This window comes from Serratia ficaria (genome assembly GCF_900187015.1).
Lineage (GTDB): Bacteria > Pseudomonadota > Gammaproteobacteria > Enterobacterales > Enterobacteriaceae > Serratia > Serratia ficaria.
Genome location: NZ_LT906479.1, coordinates 965,659 through 984,412 on the forward strand (window position 1 = coordinate 965,659; position 18,754 = coordinate 984,412).

20 protein-coding genes and 1 other annotated feature are annotated in these 18,754 nt (G+C 57.3%); of the genes, 10 read left to right on the plus strand and 10 right to left on the minus strand.

Annotation, left to right across the window (positions count from 1 at the left end; translation table 11 throughout):
• Positions 1 to 8 precede the first annotated feature (8 nt).
• Positions 9 to 1,298 carry an HlyC/CorC family transporter gene (locus CKW09_RS04450; protein ID WP_061795053.1) on the minus strand — a complete coding sequence of 430 codons (1,290 nt, stop codon included), beginning with the start codon at positions 1,296 to 1,298 and terminating at the stop codon, positions 9 to 11.
• Between the two features lie 42 nt (positions 1,299 to 1,340).
• Entirely contained in the window at positions 1,341 to 2,132 is a 792-nt protein-coding gene (locus tag CKW09_RS04455) for a cytochrome C assembly family protein (RefSeq protein ID WP_061795054.1), read from the minus strand.
• A gap of 169 nt (positions 2,133 to 2,301) precedes the next feature.
• Here CKW09_RS04455 and ffh point away from each other — a divergent pair, with 169 nt between their 5' ends.
• The 5 genes from ffh to rplS all read left to right on the plus strand — a co-directional run bounded on the left by ffh (position 2,302) and on the right by rplS (position 5,919).
• Positions 2,302 to 3,663: a signal recognition particle protein gene (gene ffh / locus CKW09_RS04460; RefSeq protein ID WP_061795055.1), complete on the plus strand. Its 1,362-nt coding sequence runs from the start codon at positions 2,302 to 2,304 to the stop codon at positions 3,661 to 3,663.
• A gap of 214 nt (positions 3,664 to 3,877) precedes the next feature.
• On the plus strand, positions 3,878 to 4,126 hold the full coding sequence (rpsP, locus tag CKW09_RS04465) for a 30S ribosomal protein S16 (RefSeq protein WP_004932501.1): 249 nt from the start codon (positions 3,878 to 3,880) through the stop codon (positions 4,124 to 4,126).
• Positions 4,127 to 4,144: 18 nt separating this feature from the next.
• Positions 4,145 to 4,693: a ribosome maturation factor RimM gene (rimM, locus tag CKW09_RS04470; RefSeq protein ID WP_061795057.1), complete on the plus strand. Its 549-nt coding sequence runs from the start codon at positions 4,145 to 4,147 to the stop codon at positions 4,691 to 4,693.
• Positions 4,694 to 4,745: 52 nt separating this feature from the next.
• Positions 4,746 to 5,513, plus strand: coding sequence for a tRNA (guanosine(37)-N1)-methyltransferase TrmD (trmD, locus tag CKW09_RS04475; protein WP_061795058.1), 768 nt, complete (start codon positions 4,746 to 4,748; stop codon positions 5,511 to 5,513).
• A 49-nt stretch (positions 5,514 to 5,562) separates the two neighbouring features.
• A complete protein-coding gene (rplS, locus tag CKW09_RS04480; RefSeq protein ID WP_061795059.1) occupies positions 5,563 to 5,919 on the plus strand; it encodes a 50S ribosomal protein L19 in 357 nt (118 codons plus the stop codon).
• Positions 5,920 to 6,048: 129 nt separating this feature from the next.
• Here the strand turns inward: rplS and CKW09_RS04485 are convergent, their stop codons facing one another.
• The 4 genes from CKW09_RS04485 to CKW09_RS04500 form a co-directional block, all read right to left on the minus strand.
• Positions 6,049 to 6,267 (minus strand): DNA-binding transcriptional regulator, encoded by a 219-nt coding sequence (locus CKW09_RS04485; RefSeq protein ID WP_061795060.1) that lies wholly within the window; start codon positions 6,265 to 6,267, stop codon positions 6,049 to 6,051.
• Positions 6,268 to 6,337: 70 nt separating this feature from the next.
• A complete protein-coding gene (locus tag CKW09_RS04490) occupies positions 6,338 to 6,853 on the minus strand; it encodes a lysozyme (protein WP_061795061.1) in 516 nt (171 codons plus the stop codon).
• A complete protein-coding gene (locus CKW09_RS04495) occupies positions 6,837 to 7,058 on the minus strand; it encodes an HP1 family phage holin (RefSeq protein WP_061795062.1) in 222 nt (73 codons plus the stop codon). The genes CKW09_RS04490 and CKW09_RS04495 overlap by 17 nt, the downstream gene beginning before the upstream one ends.
• Before the next feature lie 261 nt (positions 7,059 to 7,319).
• Entirely contained in the window at positions 7,320 to 8,084 is a 765-nt protein-coding gene (locus CKW09_RS04500) for a DUF481 domain-containing protein (RefSeq protein WP_061795063.1), read from the minus strand.
• Between the two features lie 520 nt (positions 8,085 to 8,604).
• On the opposite strand from CKW09_RS04500, the gene CKW09_RS04505 reads away from it, so the two are divergent.
• Positions 8,605 to 9,678, plus strand: a complete 1,074-nt coding sequence (locus CKW09_RS04505; protein ID WP_061795064.1) for a 3-deoxy-7-phosphoheptulonate synthase — start codon at positions 8,605 to 8,607, stop codon at positions 9,676 to 9,678.
• Between the two features lie 6 nt (positions 9,679 to 9,684).
• Positions 9,685 to 10,806 carry a bifunctional chorismate mutase/prephenate dehydrogenase gene (tyrA, locus tag CKW09_RS04510; protein WP_095095824.1) on the plus strand — a complete coding sequence of 374 codons (1,122 nt, stop codon included), beginning with the start codon at positions 9,685 to 9,687 and terminating at the stop codon, positions 10,804 to 10,806.
• A 40-nt stretch (positions 10,807 to 10,846) separates the two neighbouring features.
• Here tyrA and pheA read toward each other — a convergent pair whose 3' ends face one another.
• The 4 genes from pheA to bamD all read right to left on the minus strand — a co-directional run bounded on the left by pheA (position 10,847) and on the right by bamD (position 13,678).
• Entirely contained in the window at positions 10,847 to 12,004 is a 1,158-nt protein-coding gene (gene pheA / locus CKW09_RS04515) for a bifunctional chorismate mutase/prephenate dehydratase (protein WP_061795066.1), read from the minus strand.
• 42 nt (positions 12,005 to 12,046) lie between these two features.
• Positions 12,047 to 12,173 (minus strand) — a sequence feature (Phe leader region).
• Positions 12,125 to 12,172, minus strand: coding sequence for a pheA operon leader peptide PheL (gene pheL / locus CKW09_RS24465; protein ID WP_103946649.1), 48 nt, complete (start codon positions 12,170 to 12,172; stop codon positions 12,125 to 12,127). Its footprint overlaps the feature before it by 48 nt.
• A 120-nt stretch (positions 12,174 to 12,293) precedes the next feature.
• A complete protein-coding gene (gene raiA / locus CKW09_RS04520; RefSeq protein ID WP_061795067.1) occupies positions 12,294 to 12,635 on the minus strand; it encodes a ribosome-associated translation inhibitor RaiA in 342 nt (113 codons plus the stop codon).
• A 311-nt stretch (positions 12,636 to 12,946) separates the two neighbouring features.
• On the minus strand, positions 12,947 to 13,678 hold the full coding sequence (gene bamD / locus CKW09_RS04525; RefSeq protein WP_061795068.1) for an outer membrane protein assembly factor BamD: 732 nt from the start codon (positions 13,676 to 13,678) through the stop codon (positions 12,947 to 12,949).
• A 131-nt stretch (positions 13,679 to 13,809) separates the two neighbouring features.
• Here bamD and rluD point away from each other — a divergent pair, with 131 nt between their 5' ends.
• From rluD to clpB, 3 genes are all read left to right on the plus strand, one after another.
• The gene (gene rluD / locus CKW09_RS04535) at positions 13,810 to 14,787 is read left to right on the plus strand and encodes a 23S rRNA pseudouridine(1911/1915/1917) synthase RluD (RefSeq protein ID WP_061795069.1); all 978 of its coding nucleotides are present in this window, start codon (positions 13,810 to 13,812) and stop codon (positions 14,785 to 14,787) included.
• Positions 14,787 to 15,521: a purine nucleoside phosphorylase YfiH gene (yfiH, locus tag CKW09_RS04540; RefSeq protein ID WP_061795070.1), complete on the plus strand. Its 735-nt coding sequence runs from the start codon at positions 14,787 to 14,789 to the stop codon at positions 15,519 to 15,521. The genes rluD and yfiH overlap by 1 nt, the downstream gene beginning before the upstream one ends.
• A gap of 131 nt (positions 15,522 to 15,652) precedes the next feature.
• Positions 15,653 to 18,226 carry an ATP-dependent chaperone ClpB gene (clpB, locus tag CKW09_RS04545; protein ID WP_061795071.1) on the plus strand — a complete coding sequence of 858 codons (2,574 nt, stop codon included), beginning with the start codon at positions 15,653 to 15,655 and terminating at the stop codon, positions 18,224 to 18,226.
• The last annotated feature ends 528 nt before the right edge of the window (positions 18,227 to 18,754 follow it).

The window sequence follows — 18,754 nt, forward strand, 5'->3', positions numbered from 1 at the left end:
GCTGCCGGTCAGTGGCTTTCTACGCTGGACTGCAGCGACTTGATCGGCGTCACCCGCACCTGTTTGATCATATTGTCCTGCACGTCGAGGATCTCCACCTCGTAATGGCCGACGCGCACTCGGGTGCCGACCTGCGGGATCTCCTCCAGCTCCTCCAGCAACATGCCGTTGATGGTGCGCGCCTCGATGGCCGGCAGGGTCCAGTTGAACGCCTTGTTCAGTTCGCGCACGTTGGCGGTGCCGTCGATCAACACCGAACCGTCGCTCTGCGGGTTGACCTCTTCCGCCAGCGTCGGTGACATCGAGGTGGTGAAGTCGCCGACGATCTCTTCGAGGATGTCTTCCACCGTCACCAGCCCCTGAATATCGCCGTACTCGTCGACCACGATGCCGACCTTCTCCTTGTTGCGCTGGAACTTCACCAGCTGCACGTTGAGCGGCGTACCTTCCGGCACGAAATAGATTTCGTCGGCGGCGCGCAGCAGGTTCTCTTTGTTGAACTCTTTTTTCTCGGTCATCAGGCGGTAGGCCTCGCGCACCCGCAGCATGCCGATGGCGTCGTCCAGCGAGCTGCGGTACAGCACGATGCGGCCATGCGGCGAGTGGGTGAGCTGGCGCATGATCGATTTCCAGTCGTCGTTGACGTCGATGCCGACGATCTCGTTGCGCGGCACCATGATGTCGTCGACCGTCACCTTCTCCAGATCCAGCACCGAAATCAGCATGTCCTGATTGCGGCGTGAAATCTGCGACTGCGATTCCTTCACGATGGTGCGCAGCTCATCCTTGCTGACGGCGTCGCTGATGCGCACGTTGGTGCGGATGCCAAACAGCCGCAGCACCAGGCTGGTGATGCCGTTCAGCAGCCAGACCAGCGGGAACATCACCTTTTGCAGCGGCGCCAGCAGCATACTGCTCGGGAAGGCGATGCGTTCGGGGTACAGCGCGGCGAAGGTTTTAGGCAGCACCTCGGCGAACAGCAGCACGGCGAAGGTCAGCACGCCGGTGGCGATCGCCACGCCGAGATCGCCATATAGCCGCATGCCGACGATGGTCGCCAGCGCGGAAGCGAGAATATTCACCAGGTTGTTGCCGATCAGCACCAGGCCGATCAGGCGGTCCGGCTTCTGCAGCAGCTTTTCCACCCGGCGGGCAGAGCGGTTGCCCTGCTTGGACAAGTGGCGCAGCCGATAACGGTTGAGCGTCATCATGCCGGTTTCGGAGGCAGAGAAGTATGCGGAAACCACAATCATCACCACCAGGATAACGATCAGGGTCCCTGTCGACACGTGCTCCAACGCGGTATTCCTTATATGAGGGAAAAGATAGCCTGAGGCGGCTTAGCGCACCATCACCTGCTGAATCAGACGGCTGCCGAAGTAGGCGAGCGTCAGCAGGAAGGCACCCACCAAGCTGAACCAGACAACGCGGCGACCGCGCCAGCCTTCATGATAATGGCCCCACAGCAACACGATATACACGAACCACGCCATGATCGACAGCACGGCTTTGTGCACGTTCTCTTTGCTGAACAGGTTATCCATATACAGCAGACCGGTGCACAGGGTGAGCGTCAGCAGCACCACGCCGATCTGGGTGATGTGAAACATTTTGCGCTCGATGCTCATCAGCGGCGGCATATCGGCGCTGAAGGTGAGCCTTTTGTTTTTCAACAGGTAATCCAGCCAGGCCAGCTGCAGCGCATACAGCGCGGCGATAATCAGCGTGGCGTAGGAGAACAGCGCCAGGCCGATATGCACCATCAGCTCCGGGCTGGCCTCCAGGTGGGTGATGAACTCACCGGGCATGAAGCTGGCGAACGCCAGGTTGATCATCGCGAAGCTGTAGACGATCGGCAGCAGGAACCAGCCGCGATCGCGGGAAGCGACGAAGGTCATTACCGAGCAGATAATCAGGCTGACGATCGAGCCGATATTCAGCAGGCTGAGGTTCTGCCCGGCGCTGACGTCAAAGATGCGCTGCTGCAGCGCGATGGCGTGGCAGATCAGCGCCACCACCGCCGAGACGAGGGCAAGCCGACGGTATGCGCTGTTCTTCCGCAACAAGCTGGGAATGATCAGTCCAAGGCTGAGCAGGTAGGCCATCAAAGCGACAATGGAGAAAACTGGCATAGCGTTTAATTTTGCTTCGGCGTGGTTAATTGGATGGTCAGTATAGCGTTGTGCGCGCCCCACTCCAACCGATCTCCAACGCTGAGGCAGAGATCCGCGCCGCTTCGTGTTATAATCGCCGCAATTGTGTCGCCAGTGCGGCCTGTCATTACACGTTGAGCATGAGACGATGTTTGAAAATTTAACCGATCGATTGTCGCGCACCCTGCGCAATATCAGCGGCCGTGGGCGGCTGACCGAAGAGAATATCAAGGAAACCCTGCGTGAAGTGCGCATGGCGTTGCTGGAAGCGGACGTTGCGCTGCCGGTGGTTCGCGACTTCATCAACCGCGTCAAAGAAAGCGCGGTTGGCCATGAAGTCAACAAGAGCCTGACGCCGGGGCAGGAATTCGTCAAAATCGTCAAGAGCGAGCTGATTGCCGCGATGGGCGAAGTGAACACCGAGCTGAACCTGGCGGCCCAGCCGCCGGCGGTGGTGCTGATGGCGGGCCTGCAGGGCGCCGGTAAAACCACCAGCGTGGCGAAGCTCGGCAAGTTCCTGAAAGAAAAACAGAAGAAAAAAGTGTTGGTGGTGTCGGCGGACGTTTACCGCCCGGCGGCGATCCGCCAGCTGGAGACGCTGGCGGAAGGCGTCGGCATCGATTTCTTCCCGTCTGACGTCAAAGAAAAGCCGATCGACATCGTCAACCGCGCGCTGCAGCAGGCCAGGCTGAAGTTCTACGACGTGCTGATCGTCGATACCGCCGGCCGCCTGCACGTTGACGAAGCGATGATGGACGAGATCAAGCAGGTGCACGCGGCGATCAAGCCGGTGGAAACCCTGTTTGTGGTCGACGCCATGACCGGCCAGGACGCCGCCAATACCGCAAAAGCCTTTAACGAAGCGCTGCCGCTGACCGGCGTGGTGCTGACCAAGGTCGACGGCGACGCGCGCGGCGGCGCCGCGCTGTCCATCCGCCACATCACCGGCAAGCCGATCAAGTTCCTCGGCGTGGGAGAGAAGACCGACGCGCTGGAGCCGTTCCACCCGGACCGCGTGGCATCGCGCATCCTGGGCATGGGCGACGTGCTGTCGCTGATTGAAGATATCGAAAGCAAAGTCGACCGCGAGCAGGCGGAGAAACTGGCCAACAAGCTGAAGAAGGGCGACGGTTTCGACCTGACCGACTTCCTCGAGCAGCTGAAGCAGATGCGCAACATGGGCGGCATGGCCAGCATGTTGAGCAAGCTGCCCGGCGCGGGCCAACTGCCTGACAACGTGAAGTCGCAGATGGACGATAAGGTACTGGTGCGCATGGAGGCCATCATCAACTCGATGACGCTGAAAGAGCGCGCCAAGCCGGAAATCATCAAGGGGTCGCGCAAGCGCCGCATCGCGATGGGTTCCGGCATGCAGGTGCAGGACGTCAACCGCTTGCTGAAGCAGTTTGACGAAATGCAACGCATGATGAAGAAGATGAAAAAAGGCGGTATGGCGAAGATGATGCGCGGCATGAAGGGTATGATGCCGCCGGGCTTCCCGGGCCGCTGACAGGCGCACGCACCCTGAGTGCGAGCGCGTTCAGCATTTGCCGTTCGCGGTGAAAACCGCCCGAAATTTGACTGGCTGCAAAAGTTGTCCGTCGCGATCTACGCTTTAGATTGCTTTTTGCGCCAAAATGAGTAAAATTTTCGGGCTTTTTATATTGCAACCGGGCCCCGTCCCTCAATGGGGCCCGGCTGTTTTATTAACTAAAGAGGATGTTATGGTAACAATTCGTTTGGCACGTGGCGGCGCTAAAAAGCGTCCGTTCTATCAAGTAGTAGTGACCGACAGCCGCAACGCTCGTGATGGTCGTTTCATCGAGCGCGTAGGCTTCTTCAACCCGATCGCATCTGGTCAGGCTGAAGCACTGCGTCTGGACCTGGACCGCATCGAACATTGGGTCGGTCTGGGTGCAACCGTTTCTGATCGCGTTCACGCGCTGATCAAAGACGCCAAGAAAGCAGCTTAATCTGTCGCGGTGGTGGCAATGAGCAAGCAACTCAAACCGGTAGCACCTAAGCAGCCGATCGTACTCGGTAAAATGGGGTCTACTTACGGCATTCGTGGTTGGCTCAGAGTGTTTTCATCCACCGAGAACGCCGAAAGCATTTTTGACTATCAGCCCTGGTTTATCCAGCAGGCGGGTCAGTGGCAGCTTGTCGAGTTGGAAGACTGGAAGCGCCACAGTCAGGATCTGATCATCAAGGTCAAAGGCATTGACGATCGGGACGCGGCGAATCTGCTGACTAATCGCGAGATTATGGTGGATTCTGAGCAACTTCCTCCGCTGGAGGGTGATGATTACTACTGGAAAGACCTTATGGGCTGCCAGGTAGTCACCACCACCGGCTACGAACTGGGTAAAGTCGTCGATATGATGGAAACCGGTTCGAACGATGTGATGGTTGTGAAAGCGAACCTGAAAGATGCGTTCGGCATGAAGGAGCGGTTGATTCCGTTTCTTCATGGGCAGGTTATCAAGAAAGTCGATCTCGCTGCTCGAGTTATCGAAGCAGATTGGGATCCTGGTTTTTGATCTCCGGATCAGACGGTCGAAGCAAGTGGAATAACAGTATGGGGATTGGCTTGTGTTCATTGGTATTGTAAGCCTGTTTCCCGAGATGTTCCGCGCAATCACCGATTACGGAGTGACGGGCCGGGCAGTAAAAAATGGCCTGCTGAGCGTGCAGTGTTGGAGTCCGCGTGACTTCACCTACGACCGGCATCGTACCGTGGACGATCGCCCATACGGCGGCGGCCCGGGAATGCTGATGATGGTGCAACCCTTGCGGGAAGCCATTCATGCAGCGAAAGCAGCGGCAGGCGAGGGAGCAAAGGTGATTTATCTGTCACCTCAGGGGCGCAAGCTGGATCAAACCGGCGTGTGCGAACTGGCGACCCATCAGAAGATGATTCTGGTGTGCGGTCGCTACGAAGGGATAGACGAGCGCGTGATCCAAACCGAAATTGACGAAGAATGGTCAATCGGCGATTACGTTCTCAGCGGCGGGGAACTGCCGGCGATGACCCTGATTGATTCAGTCGCCCGATTCATACCGGGTGTGCTGGGCCATCAGGCCTCAGCGGAAGAAGATTCTTTCGCCGACGGATTGCTGGACTGCCCGCACTATACCCGCCCCGAGGTGTTGGAAGGGATGGAGGTTCCGCCGGTTCTGCTGTCGGGCAACCATGCCGAGATACGTCGCTGGCGCTTAAAGCAGTCGCTGGGCCGTACCTGGCTTAGAAGACCTGAACTTCTAGAAAGCCTAGCTCTGACTGACGAGCAAGCGGTGTTGCTGGCTGAGTTCCAACGGGAACATCAGGCCAGGCAACAGGACTATGAAGGGAACGTCTGACATCAGACGAGACCGATATAATCAGTTTACCTAGGGTAAGAGACATATTATGAGCAACATTATTAAGCAACTCGAACAAGAGCAGATGAAGCAAGACGTACCTGCATTCCGTCCAGGTGATTCCCTGGAAGTTAAGGTATGGGTCGTTGAAGGCAGCAAAAAACGTCTGCAGGCATTCGAGGGCGTGGTTATCGCTATCCGTAACCGCGGTCTGCACTCTGCATTCACTGTTCGTAAGATTTCCAACGGCGAAGGTGTTGAGCGCGTATTCCAGACTCACTCCCCAGTAATCGACAGCATTACTGTTAAACGTCGTGGTGCCGTTCGTAAAGCCAAACTGTACTACCTGCGTGAGCGTACTGGTAAGGCTGCTCGTATCAAAGAGCGCCTGAACCGCGTAGGCTAACGCTGCATCCAAAAGTTAATAGCTATGAAGGGGTTGGCATTACGCCAACCCCTTTTTTTTATGCCCTGAAACCCAGAGGGCCATCTGGCGATGGGCATAAAAAAGCCCGCTGGCGCAGGCTCTTTTCGCTTACAGCGCCGCGGCGCGCTGCTTGCTTTTCTCCGGGTGCGGCTGCGCCGGAATGATGTCCCCCGGTTTGACTATCACCCGCGCGACGGACTCGTGCGTGGCGAAAGTGCAGCTGCAGTTAATGTTCTGGCATTGATGATAGCGTTCCTTGGTCGATTCGCTCAGGTAGCGGCTGGAGCGAGTATGGGCCACGTTACCGCAGAGTGGACAGTGCATCATAAAAACCCCCTTGAACAAAGTAAGTGAAAGTTGGCTTGGCATGGGCCGAAGTGAAACGCTGCGTTCATCGTCATGTGGCCTCGATGCCTTTCAGGCACAGTGCGCGTTCCGTTGCACGTCGTCGCTCCAGTCCCTTGTTGGTCTTGCCCTTGACATAAACCCAGCGTGGCAACTGGTCGCAGGCTTGCCGCCATTGATGTTGCCGAAGAAAGTAAACCAGCGTAGAGCCGCAGGCGGCTTTGACGCCGACGTTGAAGGCAAAGGCGATAATCGCATCATAGGTCTCCTGCGGGAGATCCGGCGGCAGGCAGGCGGCCATACCGCGCTCGGTGCGCCGAACGTCAGCCACTAAGTCCGCCGCGGCTCGATGTTCATTGATGATGGCACCCGGCACCACGCCGGCGGTATGGCCTATGCCCTGAGTCCATATGCCGGCGCTGCACTGATAGGGCGAAAGCTGGCATCCTTCCAGATCGGCGATCAGCCTGAGGCCGGCCTCTGAGGTTTTCAGCTCTGCGGCCTGCGGCAGCAGCATGGCTATCGCCAGCACGGCGGCGATGCTGCAGCGTTTAGCGATTGCACTCATCGTAGATCCTCCCCCGTGATGCCGCGTCGCGCTCGATGGCCTTCAATACCTGCAGGCTTTTGCGCCGGTAATACCAGTTCACCAGGAAGGTGCCGATACCTACCGCTGCGCCTACCAGAAAGGCGATATCCTGGGGTGAAAGCTTGCCCAGCCAGGCGAGAAACAACGCCATGGCATAGGTGATAAATGAGGTGATCTTCTCCATGGCTTATCCTCGCTCTTCTCTGCCCTGCGCCGGATCCTGGCGCGCGGCATCGATAAGGTACGGAGCTGCAGGTCCTGTGATATTTGAATTTTTCATGCTCCGATCCTGTGCAATAATTACTGTATATGCATACAGTATTAAGCTATTTGCTAAAGTCGTCAATAGCGCGATGAATATTTTTAGCAAATTGTACAATTGGTCGACTGGGGCATAAAAAAAGCCCATCTATGATGGGCTTACAGAAAAGGCGAGGAAGGGGGCCTACAGGCCGTAGACCAGCGTTACCGAGGTGGTGGTATCGGTGTTCTTTGGCGCCGAGGCCGGCGGTTTGCTGTTGTAGGTCACGGTGTAGGCCACGCGCAGCGAGAATTTATCGTTAATCGCCACGTTCAGGGCGCTTTCCGAGTTCAGCGTGGTTTCTTCGTTCGCCAGCGCGGAGACGCCCTGGATAAACTTGGTGTTGTCAGTCAGCTGATAGGAATAGTTGGCCGCGCCGTAGGCCAGCGCTTTGGTGGCGCGACCGCCGCCATGGTATTCGTCATGACGCACGCCGGGACCCAATTCCACCCGCAGATCGCTGAGCGGCCCGTTGAGGATCTGGCGACCGTAACCGCCGGTCAGCGTGGAGCGTGAATCGTAACCGTTGAAGCGATCGCTCAGCCAGCTGGCCTGGCCAAACAGATAGTTGCGGTCGGTCAGGTTGTAGCGGGTACGGCCGCCGGCCTGGTATTTTTCGGATGAGCGCACGTTGGAGGAGGTGGTGTTGTTGGCCGCCCCCCACAGGCTGTACGCCGCGTCGCTGTTGAACCAGGTCATGTTGGTGTTGGCCAGCAAGGTAGAGCTTTGCGAGTTGCCGGACTGGGCGTTGTAACCCGCTTGAACGTTGCCTTCAAACGGCTTCTTGGCGGTGGCCGGATCGTCCATCGCGGTGAAAAGCGTATTGTCGGCAAAGGCTGAAACACTGGTGATGGTCGTTAAGCAGCAAATATACAGCGGAATAGCGCGACGAGCGCGTAAAGAGAGCATTTTGGATCCAGTTGTTAGGGGTGGTTATAGGTGATGACGGTCACATTATATCGATTCGCCTCTGGGACAAAAATAGCCTCCATTAGCTTAAGTTTTTAATTTCATCACCTTACTTATTCACTTTTCTTCTACTTAATTAATCGCTTCCCGCGGCATATCATGCTGAGTGCCCTGAGTGTTATTCCGGACATTGCGGCCGGCTGGCATTCTCTGTGGGGAGGGCGGCGATGTAAAATTTATTGTACAATTTAGTTTACGGATTTGAGTGCGATTACCCGCAAGGATCAAAACGGCAAGGAGAGGGTGTCTTGGGCGGAGGTGAGGGTTTATTTTGTTTAATATCAATCAATTGATTTAATTTCTCCTCTGCATGAAACGAGGTTTTAGCCTGCGTAATCAAGAGGGTAATTTTTTATTTACGCATATCGGATTGAAAACTTTACATCGCATGGTAAGGTAGAGCCCTGAAACGCTCAATGTTCCATTTCAACGCATAACGGCAAACGACAGGAATAGCATCATGCAAAAAGACGCGCTCAATAACGTACACATCAGTGCCGAACAGGTTTTAATCACGCCGGAAGAGCTGAAGAACCAGTTCCCGCTCAGCGCCGACGATGAAAATGAAATCGCCTCCGCGCGCAAAACCATCGCCGATATTCTGCAGGGGCGCGATCACCGCCTGCTGGTGGTGTGCGGGCCCTGTTCCATCCACGATCCGGATGCGGCGCTGGATTACGCCCGTCATTTGAAAACCCTGGCGGCTGAATTGAGCGATCGGCTGTATATCGTTATGCGCGTCTATTTTGAAAAACCCAGAACCACTGTCGGCTGGAAAGGCTTGATCAACGATCCTTACATGGATGGTTCGTTTGACGTTGAGGCCGGTTTGCACATCGCGCGTCGCCTGCTGCTGGACCTGGTGGGCATGGGCCTGCCGTTGGCGACCGAAGCCCTGGATCCCAACAGCCCGCAATACCTCGGCGATCTGTTCAGCTGGTCGGCCATTGGCGCGCGCACCACTGAATCGCAGACGCACCGCGAGATGGCCTCGGGCCTGTCGATGCCGGTCGGTTTCAAAAACGGCACCGACGGCAGTCTGGGCACCGCCATCAACGCCATGCGCGCCGCCGCCATGCCGCACCGTTTCGTCGGTATCAACCAGGCGGGGCAGGTGTGCCTGTTGCAGACCCAGGGCAACCCGGACGGCCACGTGATCCTGCGCGGCGGCAAGACGCCAAACTACAGCGCTGAACACGTTGCGGCCTGCGAAAAACAGATGCTGGATGCGGGACTCCATCCGTCCTTGATGATAGATTGCAGCCATGGCAACTCGAATAAAGATTATCGCCGTCAGCCGGCGGTTGCCGAGTCCGTGGTTGAGCAGATCAAAGCGGGCAACCGTTCGATCACCGGCATCATGCTGGAAAGCCACCTGCATGAAGGCAACCAGTCTTCCGAGCAGCCGCGTGCGGACATGCGTTACGGCGTTTCCGTTACCGACGCCTGCATCAACTGGGAGAGCACGGAGACCCTGCTGCGCCATATGCATCAGGAACTCGGCGCTGCGCTGACGGCCCGCACTGGAGAGTAGTGAGTTATGGTGGCTGAACTGACCGCGTTGCGCGATCAAATCGACGAGGTAGACAAGGCGCTGCTGGATCTGCTGGCGAAACGCCTGCATCTGGTGGCGGAAGTGGGTGAGGTGAAAAGCCGCCACGGACTGCCGGTTTATGTGCCGGAGCGCGAGGCGGCGATGCTGGCCTCACGCCGTAAAGAGGCGGAAAACCTTGGCGTGCCGCCGGATCTGATCGAAGACGTGTTGCGCCGCGTGATGCGCGAGTCCTACGTCAGTGAGAACGACAAAGGCTTTAAAACCCTGAATCCTGAACTGCGCCCCATCGTCATTATCGGCGGCGACGGGCAAATGGGGCGGTTGTTCAACCGCCTGCTGACGCTGTCGGGCTATCAGGTCAGGGTATTGGATCGGGAAGACTGGCCGCAGGCGGAACGCTTGCTGGCGGATGCCGGCATGGTGATCGTCAGCGTGCCGATCCACGTGACCGAGCAGGTGATTAGCCGCCTGCCGCCGCTGCCGGACGACTGTATCCTGGTCGATCTGGCGTCGGTAAAAAACCGCCCGCTGAATGCGATGTTGGCGGCGCACGGCGGCCCGGTGGTCGGTTTGCACCCGATGTTCGGCCCGGACGTGGGCAGCGTGGCCAAGCAGGTGGTGGTCTATTGCGATGGGCGCCAGCCGGAAGCCTATCAGTGGCTGCTGGAGCAGCTGCAGGTTTGGGGCGCGCGCCTGCACCGCATCAGCGCGGTGGAGCACGACCAGAATATGGCCTTTATTCAGGCGCTGCGCCATTTCGCGACCTTTGCCTACGGCCTGCATCTGGCGGAGGAGAACGTTCAGCTGGAACAGCTGCTGGCGCTGTCTTCACCTATCTATCGACTGGAACTGGCGATGGTCGGCCGGCTATTTGCGCAGGATCCGCAGCTGTACGCCGACATCATCATGTCTTCCGAAGAAAATATCGCGCTGATCAAACGCTACTACCAGCGTTTCGGCGAAGCGATACAGCTGCTGGAGCACGGCGATAAACAGGCGTTTATCGAGAGCTTCCAGAAAGTGGAGCACTGGTTCGGCGACTACGCCCAGCGCTTCCTGGTGGAGAGCCGCACGCTGTTGCGGCAGGCCAACGACAGCCGGCAGTAAGACAACAGGGTTCGGCATGCCGAACCCTTATTCATGGCATTCAGGACGGGTTGACCGGTACCACGGTGTCGCTCGGGTAGCAGCCCAGCACCTTCAGCGAACGGGTGATCGGCGCCAAGTCCCGCAGCGCTTTTTGCATCGACTCAGAACGCAGGTTGGCCTGCACATCGATATAAAACATCTCTTCCCACGGATTGCCGTTGATTGGGCGCGACTCCAGCTTGGTCATGATGATGCCGTTGTCGCGCAGCACCAGCAGCGCTTCGACCAATGCGCCAGACTGCTGGCCGGTGGCCATGATCAGCGTGGTTTTGGCCGGGACCTGTTCGGAAACCTCAATCGCCTTGCGCGCCAGCACGATAAAGCGGGTGATGTTCTGCTGCTGATTGGCCAGGTTATGCTCCAGCACCTGCAGGCCGTACAGCGCGCCGCCGGCTTCGCTGCCCAGGGCCGCCACCTTCGGTGAATTCAGCTTGGCGATTTTCTCCATCGCGTCGGCGGTACTTTCGGTGTAGACGATTTTCCAATGCGGGAAACGGTTGATGAACTGACTGCATTGCTGGAAGGGTTGCGGGTGGCTGTAAACGGTTTCGATCTGCTCCAGGGTGCTGTCGCCGGCCACCAGTACGCAGTGGTCGATAGGGTTGGTCAGTTCGCCGACGATCGACAGGCTGGTGTGCTGCAGCAAATCGTAGACGTCGTTAATCGACCCCGAACTGGTGTTTTCGATCGGCAGGATAGCGTAATCCGCCTGGCCGGTTTCCACCTGGGCGAAGATATCCTGAAACTTCTGGCAGCCGCACTCAATCAGCTGATCGAAGTGGCGAGCGGCGTATTGGCGCGCCGCCAGGTGCGAATAGGAGCCTTTTGGCCCGAGGAAGGCGATGCGGGCCGAGTGTTGGCTGACGGGGTTTAACTGATGCTGCAACAACGCCTGTTGGGTCAGCACCGAGTCTTCGATGATCAGCTGGAACAGGCGGGTGACGTAGAAGCCGTCGAGATCGTAGGGTTTGGCGGCGGCGATCAGCGCATCCAGCAGGTCGCGTTCGCGCTCTTTATCGCGGATCGGCCGGTGAGAGTGCAGCTTGGTCTTGCCCACTTCCACCGCCAGCTCACGGCGCTCCGCCAGCAGGGCCAGCAGCTTCAGGTCCAGGGCGCTGATGCGCTCGCGCAGCACCAGTAACGGGTTGTCAGTCATAATCAGCTTCCGCCTTCTGTTCTTATACGTTGTAAAATAGCCATAAAAAAAGCCCCCTGTTTCCAGGAGGCTTTGCTGTTCGTCTTCGCATTCTTTATCACACGACGAAACGCCTCCCAATCAGGGGAAGGTAAAAAAGAATGCGAAGAAGAACGGTGTGCGTGTCATGTTTCATCCAGAGTCGGTGCGAACAGGTTTTAAAGTAACCGCTGGCCTTTGGCTCGTCAACAGAAAACCAGACAAAAAACGCGCCCTCAGGCGCGTTTGATGCGAAACAGCCGTTAAACGGTTATTCCTCTTCCGGCTCCACTTCCGGAACGATGTCTTTCACGCTGGCGGCGGCGCGGCGCGCTTCGCCCTTGTGCTGCACTTTGTTCAACTGACGCTCCAGCTTGGCGATCAGTTCGTTAACGGCGGTATACATGTCGTCATGTTTGGCGCTGGCGACCAGCGGGCCGTTAGGTGTGGTGATGGTGGCGTCGGCCACAAACCCTTTAGGTTCTTTGGATAAAACGATATGCGGGTTGATTAGCTGAGCCTGCCATTTATCCAGTTTGGTGAGACGGTCTTCGACGTGACTACGGATTGCGGGAGTGATATCCATTTGTTTGCTGGTAATGTTCAATGTCATATAACTTACCTCTCTGTCTTTCCGTCTTGGTGAATCCAGCATACCCCGCTTTTTGCTTAAATGCGTGATGAAAATCACGTTTTTTTGTCACTTTTTGCAAAGTTAGTTCAATCTGTGATTCAGCATCTGAATCGGTCATCTAGGGCTTGAGTCTTGTCGCCGGATGGCGCATTATCGATAGGATGACCGGCGTTGCAGTGTTGCTAACAACGTGTTTTTGCTTGTGTATTTGTCCAGTGCAACGCAGCGTCATCGCCAATGAAAACGGCAGCCTCGGCTGCCGTTTGGTTTTCCTGCCGTTGCCAGCCAGATTACTGCGGGTTGGCGGCGATCACTTTGGCCACTTTATCGGCCTGACCGCTCAACTGCAGCTGCTTGTAGGCGTTTTCCATCAGCGGCAGCGCGTCGCGCGTCGCCTTGGTATCCGGATATTCGCGCAACATCTGTTCGGCGCGATTAACGACCGCGACGTAAGCACCGCGTTTAGTGTAGTATTCCACCACCGAAAGCTCATACTTGGCCAGGCGGTCTTTCAGATACACCAGACGCTTGTTGGCGTCGGTTACGTACTGGCTGTTCGGATACTGCTGAATCAGCTGGCTGAAGTCGCGGAACGCAGCGCGGGCGTGCTGTGGATCGCGGTCTGAACGGTCGACCCCGAAGAAGCCCTGCAACGCACTGTCATCCAGCGCCATATCGGTCAGCCCACGCATGTACATCACGTAATCGATGTTCGGGTGCGTCGGGTTCAGACGCATGAAGCGATCGATAGAGGCCTGAGCCAGCGGTAAATCGGCAGATTTATAGTAGGCGTAAATCAGGTCCAGCTGGACCTGCTGAGAGTACGGCCCGAAAGGATAGCGGTTATCTAACGCTTCGAGTTGCGTAATCGCGCCCTTAAAGTTACCGTCCTGCAGTTTTTGCTGGGCAGTAGCATAGATTTCCGAAGGTGGGTTGTCGGGAACCGCATCCTTGGATGTGGAGCAACCTGCCAGCGCCAGGCTCAACGTGGCTGCCGCCACCAGATATTTCATACGCGTCATGACGTTTTGATTATCCTCAGGGTGTTATTCCGGGAGACTGTCCGTTAAGCTCCCGACAAAGACTAGGTACAATAGCACATTATATTAAACGGCATCGCCGTGAAAACCCAACGTTAACGAAGAAGCTGCATATGGCACAACAAGTACAACTCACCGCAACGGTGGCCGAATCTCAACTCGGACAACGTTTAGATCAGGCTTTGGCCGAATTGTTCCCTGATTATTCACGATCTCGCATAAAAGAGTGGATCCTGGACGATCGGGTGCAGGTCAATGGCAAAACGACAAACAAGCCGAAAGAGAAGGTGCTGGGGGGAGAGACGGTCGCCATTGATGCACAGATAGAAGAAGACGCCCGTTGGGAACCGCAAGACATTGAGCTGAATATCGTCTACGAAGACAGCGACATTCTGGTGATCAACAAGCCGCGCGGCCTGGTGGTTCACCCTGGCGCCGGCAACCCGGACGGCACGGTGCTGAACGCGCTGCTGCACCACTACCCGGAAATCGCCGATGTGCCGCGCGCCGGCATCGTGCACCGTCTGGACAAAGACACCACCGGTCTGATGGTGGTGGCGAAAACCGTACCGGCGCAAACCCGGCTGGTGGAAGCGCTGCAGGCGCGTGAAATCACGCGCGAATACGAAGCGGTGGCGATTGGCACCATGACCGCCGGCGGTACCGTCGACGAGCCTATTTCGCGCCATTCCACCAAGCGCACCCACATGGCGGTTCACCCGATGGGCAAACCGGCGGTGACTCACTACCGCATCATGGAACACTTCCGCGCCCATACCCGCCTGCGCCTGCGTTTGGAAACCGGCCGTACGCACCAGATCCGCGTGCATATGTCTTATATCAGCCATCCGCTGGTGGGCGACCCGCTGTACGGCGGCCGTCCGCGTCCGCCAAAAGGCGCCTCGGAAGCCTTTATCAACACGCTGCGCGGCTTCGACCGCCAGGCGCTGCACGCCACCATGCTGCGTTTATACCATCCGATCAGCGGCATCCAGATGGAGTGGCATGCGCCGCTGCCGCAGGATATGGTCGATCTGATCAACGCGCTGAAGGTCGATACCGAAGAGTTCAAAGATCAGATGGATTGGTAATGACGTCGCTCATTCTGCCCGACTGGCCGTTGCCTGCGGGCGTTAACGCCTGCAGCACCACCCGCGGCGGCGGCGTTAGCCTGCCGCCTTACGATTCGCTCAACCTCGGCACCCACGTGGGGGACGAGGCGCAGGCGGTGGCGCGCAACCGCGAGCGGCTGGTGGCCGGCGCAGGCCTGCCGCAGATGCCGGTCTGGCTGGAGCAGGTGCATGGCACCCGTGTACTGCGGCTGGAGGGGCAAACGCCCGTCGACCTGCGGGCGGACGCGGTATACAGCAATGTGCCGGGGCAGGTGTGCGCCGTGATGACGGCGGATTGTTTGCCGGTGCTGTTCTGTTCCGAAAACGGCGATGAGGTGGCTGCCGCGCACGCCGGTTGGCGTGGGCTGTGCCATGGCGTGCTGGAGCAAACTCTGGCGGCGTTCGCCGCTGAGCCCGGCAGTATCAGCGCCTGGCTGGGCCCGGCGATCGGTCCCCGGCAGTTTGAGGTCGGGCCGGAAGTGCGCGCCGCCTTTATCGAGGCGGACACCGCCGCCGCCGCCGCGTTTACCCCGCGCGGCGGCGATAAATTCCTGGCGGATATCTATTTATTGGCCCGCCAGCGGTTGCAGCGCGCCGGCGTTAACGCCGTTTACGGTGGCGACCGCTGTACGCTAAGCGAAACGAGTCATTTTTTCTCCTATCGACGCGATGGAATAACCGGACGTCTGGCAAGTTTAATCTGGCTGATATAACCTATTGAATTAGGACGATCCAACGACGCATGATTGCAGTACCGAAAATATAGAGTCGAGATAACCTTGAAAATTTGAGGGATGACCTCATTTAATCTCCAGTAGCAATTTCGACCCATCTTGGAGGTGTTATGCGTCTGGATCGTCTTACCAACAAATTCCAGCTTGCCCTCGCCGATGCCCAATCCCTAGCCCTTGGGCACGACAACCAGTTTATTGAACCGTTACATCTGATGAGCGCCCTGCTCAATCAGGAAGGGGGCACGGTTCGCCCACTGTTAACTTCCGCCGGTATCGACGCCGGGCGCGTGCGCACCGAAATCGAACAGGCATTGTCCCGTTTACCTCAGGTCGAGGGCACCGGTGGCGACGTTCAACCGTCCCACGAGCTGGTGCGCGTACTGAACCTGTGCGACAAGCTGGCGCAGAAACGCGCGGACAAATTCATTTCTTCCGAGCTGTTCGTCCTCGCGGTGCTTGAAGATCGCGGTTCGCTGACCGACCTGTTGAAAGCGGCCGGCGCGACAGCCGACAAGATCAGCAAAGCCATTGAACAAATGAGGGGCGGTGACAGCGTGGAAGATCAAGGGGCTGAAGATCAGCGTCAGGCATTGAAAAAGTACACTATCGATCTGACCGAGCGCGCCGAGCAGGGCAAACTCGATCCGGTTATCGGCCGTGACGAAGAAATCCGCCGCACCATTCAGGTGCTGCAACGTCGTACCAAAAACAACCCGGTGCTGATCGGCGAACCTGGCGTGGGTAAAACCGCCATCGTCGAAGGCCTGGCGCAGCGCATCATTAATGGCGAAGTGCCGGAAGGGCTGAAGCACAAGCGCGTATTGTCTCTGGATATGGGCGCGCTGATCGCCGGGGCCAAATATCGCGGTGAATTTGAAGAACGTCTGAAAGGCGTGCTGAGTGACCTGGCGAAACAGGAAGGCAGCGTGATCCTGTTCATCGACGAACTGCACACCATGGTTGGCGCGGGCAAGGCCGACGGCGCCATGGACGCCGGCAACATGCTGAAACCCGCGCTGGCGCGCGGGGAGCTGCACTGCGTCGGCGCCACCACGCTGGATGAATATCGCCAATATATAGAGAAGGATGCGGCGCTCGAACGTCGTTTCCAGAAAGTGTTTGTGGCGGAGCCGACCGTTGAAGACACCATCGCCATTCTGCGCGGCCTGAAAGAGCGCTATGAGCTGCACCACCATGTGCAGATCACCGATCCGGCCATCGTGGCGGCGGCGACCCTGTCGCACCGTTATATTTCCGATCGCCAACTGCCGGACAAGGCCATCGACCTGATCGATGAGGCGGCGTCGAGCATTCGCATGCAGATGGATTCCAAACCGGAATCGCTCGATCGCCTGGAACGCCGCATCATTCAGCTGAAGCTGGAACAGCAGGCGCTGAATAAAGAGTCTGATGACGCCAGCAAGAAACGTCTGGAAATGCTCAGCAGCGAGCTGGAGCAGAAAGAGCGCGAATACTCAGAGCTGGAAGAAGAGTGGAAAGCCGAAAAGGCCTCGCTCTCCGGCACTCAAAATATCAAGGCCGAACTCGAGCAGGCCAAGATAACTCTGGAGCAGGCCCGCCGTACCGGCGACCTGGGGCGGATGTCCGAGCTGCAATACGGCAAGATCCCCGAGCTGGAGAAACAGCTCGAAGCCGCTACCCAGGCCGAAGGCAAAACCATGAAGCTGCTGCGCAACCGGGTCACCGATGCGGAGATCGCCGAAGTGCTGGCGCGCGCCACCGGTATTCCGGTAGCCAGAATGCTGGAGGGCGAGCGCGATAAGCTGCTGCGCTTGGAGCAAGAGCTGCATTCGCGGGTCATTGGCCAGGATGAAGCGGTCAGTGCGGTATCCAATGCGATTCGCCGCAGCCGTGCCGGGCTGTCCGATCCTAACCGGCCGATCGGTTCGTTCCTGTTCCTCGGCCCGACGGGGGTGGGGAAAACCGAGCTTTGCAAGGCGTTGGCTTCGTTCCTGTTCGACAGCGACGACGCCATGGTGCGCATCGACATGTCCGAGTTTATGGAAAAACACTCGGTATCGCGGCTGGTGGGCGCCCCCCCAGGCTATGTCGGTTATGAAGAGGGCGGTTACCTGACCGAAGCGGTGCGCCGCAGACCTTATTCGGTGATCCTGCTGGATGAAGTGGAGAAGGCGCACCCGGACGTGTTCAACATTCTGCTGCAGGTATTGGATGACGGGCGCCTGACCGATGGCCAGGGCCGCACCGTCGACTTCCGCAATACCGTGGTGATCATGACCTCGAACCTGGGCTCCGATCTGATCCAGGAGCACTTCGGTCAGATGAACTACGCGCAGATGAAAGAATCCGTCATGGAAATGGTGAGCCATCACTTCCGTCCGGAATTCATCAACCGTATAGATGAAGTGGTGGTGTTCCACCCACTCGGCCAGAAACACATTGCCGAGATCGCCAAGATTCAGCTGGCGCGTCTGTATAAACGTCTGGAAGAGCGCGGTTACGAAGTCACCATGACCGAGCCGGCGCTGGAACTGTTGGGTAAAACCGGTTTCGACCCAGTCTATGGTGCGCGCCCGTTGAAACGCGCCATCCAGCAGGAGATCGAAAACCCGCTGGCGCAGGAAATCCTTTCCGGCAAGCTGGTCCCGGGGTTGCCGGTGACGCTGGACGTGGAAGGCGAGCACATCGTTGCCCGTCAGTAACGGCGATTAAGAGTAATAAAGATAAAAGGGAGCGGGCAACCGCTCCCTTTTCTTTATCTCTATTCTGTAGGCTTTACCGGGTTTGCTGCTCTAACCACGCCTAAAAGCCGTTTTTCTGGCTAATAAACATCCTAAAATGACGTCGTTGGCGATTATTTGAACGCTTGAAAAGTTTTTTGCATTTAGGGGTTGCGGCGTTCTGAGAACTCCCTATAATGCGCCTCCACTGACCGGGAACAACGACTCCTCTAACGAGAACCAGTCGCCCAGCCAGGAAGAAGCAAGCCGGTGAAAACGCCGTTTCTTAATAAGAAAAAAGCTTGACTCTTCAGCGGGAAAGCGTAATATGCACCTCCCGCGTTACCGAGAGTTATCTCTCAGTAGCCAACGCTCTTTAACAATTTATCAGACAATCTGTGTGGGCACTCCACAAGACGATATCCAGCATCTTCGGATGCGAAAAAATATCAAGTCTTGAAGAGTGACTAACTGAAGTAAAATTCATGCAGTAACCTTTGAGCATCGCTT

Coding starts and splice junctions, on each gene's coding strand:
- rplS (WP_061795059.1), top strand. CDS start 5,563: ATGAGCAACATTATTAAGCAACTCGAACAAGAGCAGATGAAGCAAGAC.
- CKW09_RS04505 (WP_061795064.1), top strand. CDS start 8,605: ATGCAAAAAGACGCGCTCAATAACGTACACATCAGTGCCGAACAGGTT.
- clpB (WP_061795071.1), top strand. CDS start 15,653: ATGCGTCTGGATCGTCTTACCAACAAATTCCAGCTTGCCCTCGCCGAT.
- rimM (WP_061795057.1), top strand. CDS start 4,145: ATGAGCAAGCAACTCAAACCGGTAGCACCTAAGCAGCCGATCGTACTC.
- tyrA (WP_095095824.1), top strand. CDS start 9,685: ATGGTGGCTGAACTGACCGCGTTGCGCGATCAAATCGACGAGGTAGAC.
- ffh (WP_061795055.1), top strand. CDS start 2,302: ATGTTTGAAAATTTAACCGATCGATTGTCGCGCACCCTGCGCAATATC.
- CKW09_RS04485 (WP_061795060.1), bottom strand. CDS start 6,267: ATGATGCACTGTCCACTCTGCGGTAACGTGGCCCATACTCGCTCCAGC.
- raiA (WP_061795067.1), bottom strand. CDS start 12,635: ATGACATTGAACATTACCAGCAAACAAATGGATATCACTCCCGCAATC.
- yfiH (WP_061795070.1), top strand. CDS start 14,787: ATGACGTCGCTCATTCTGCCCGACTGGCCGTTGCCTGCGGGCGTTAAC.
- CKW09_RS04455 (WP_061795054.1), bottom strand. CDS start 2,132: ATGCCAGTTTTCTCCATTGTCGCTTTGATGGCCTACCTGCTCAGCCTT.
- rpsP (WP_004932501.1), top strand. CDS start 3,878: ATGGTAACAATTCGTTTGGCACGTGGCGGCGCTAAAAAGCGTCCGTTC.
- rluD (WP_061795069.1), top strand. CDS start 13,810: ATGGCACAACAAGTACAACTCACCGCAACGGTGGCCGAATCTCAACTC.
- CKW09_RS04500 (WP_061795063.1), bottom strand. CDS start 8,084: ATGCTCTCTTTACGCGCTCGTCGCGCTATTCCGCTGTATATTTGCTGC.
- CKW09_RS04495 (WP_061795062.1), bottom strand. CDS start 7,058: ATGGAGAAGATCACCTCATTTATCACCTATGCCATGGCGTTGTTTCTC.
- bamD (WP_061795068.1), bottom strand. CDS start 13,678: ATGACGCGTATGAAATATCTGGTGGCGGCAGCCACGTTGAGCCTGGCG.
- CKW09_RS04490 (WP_061795061.1), bottom strand. CDS start 6,853: ATGAGTGCAATCGCTAAACGCTGCAGCATCGCCGCCGTGCTGGCGATA.
- pheA (WP_061795066.1), bottom strand. CDS start 12,004: ATGACTGACAACCCGTTACTGGTGCTGCGCGAGCGCATCAGCGCCCTG.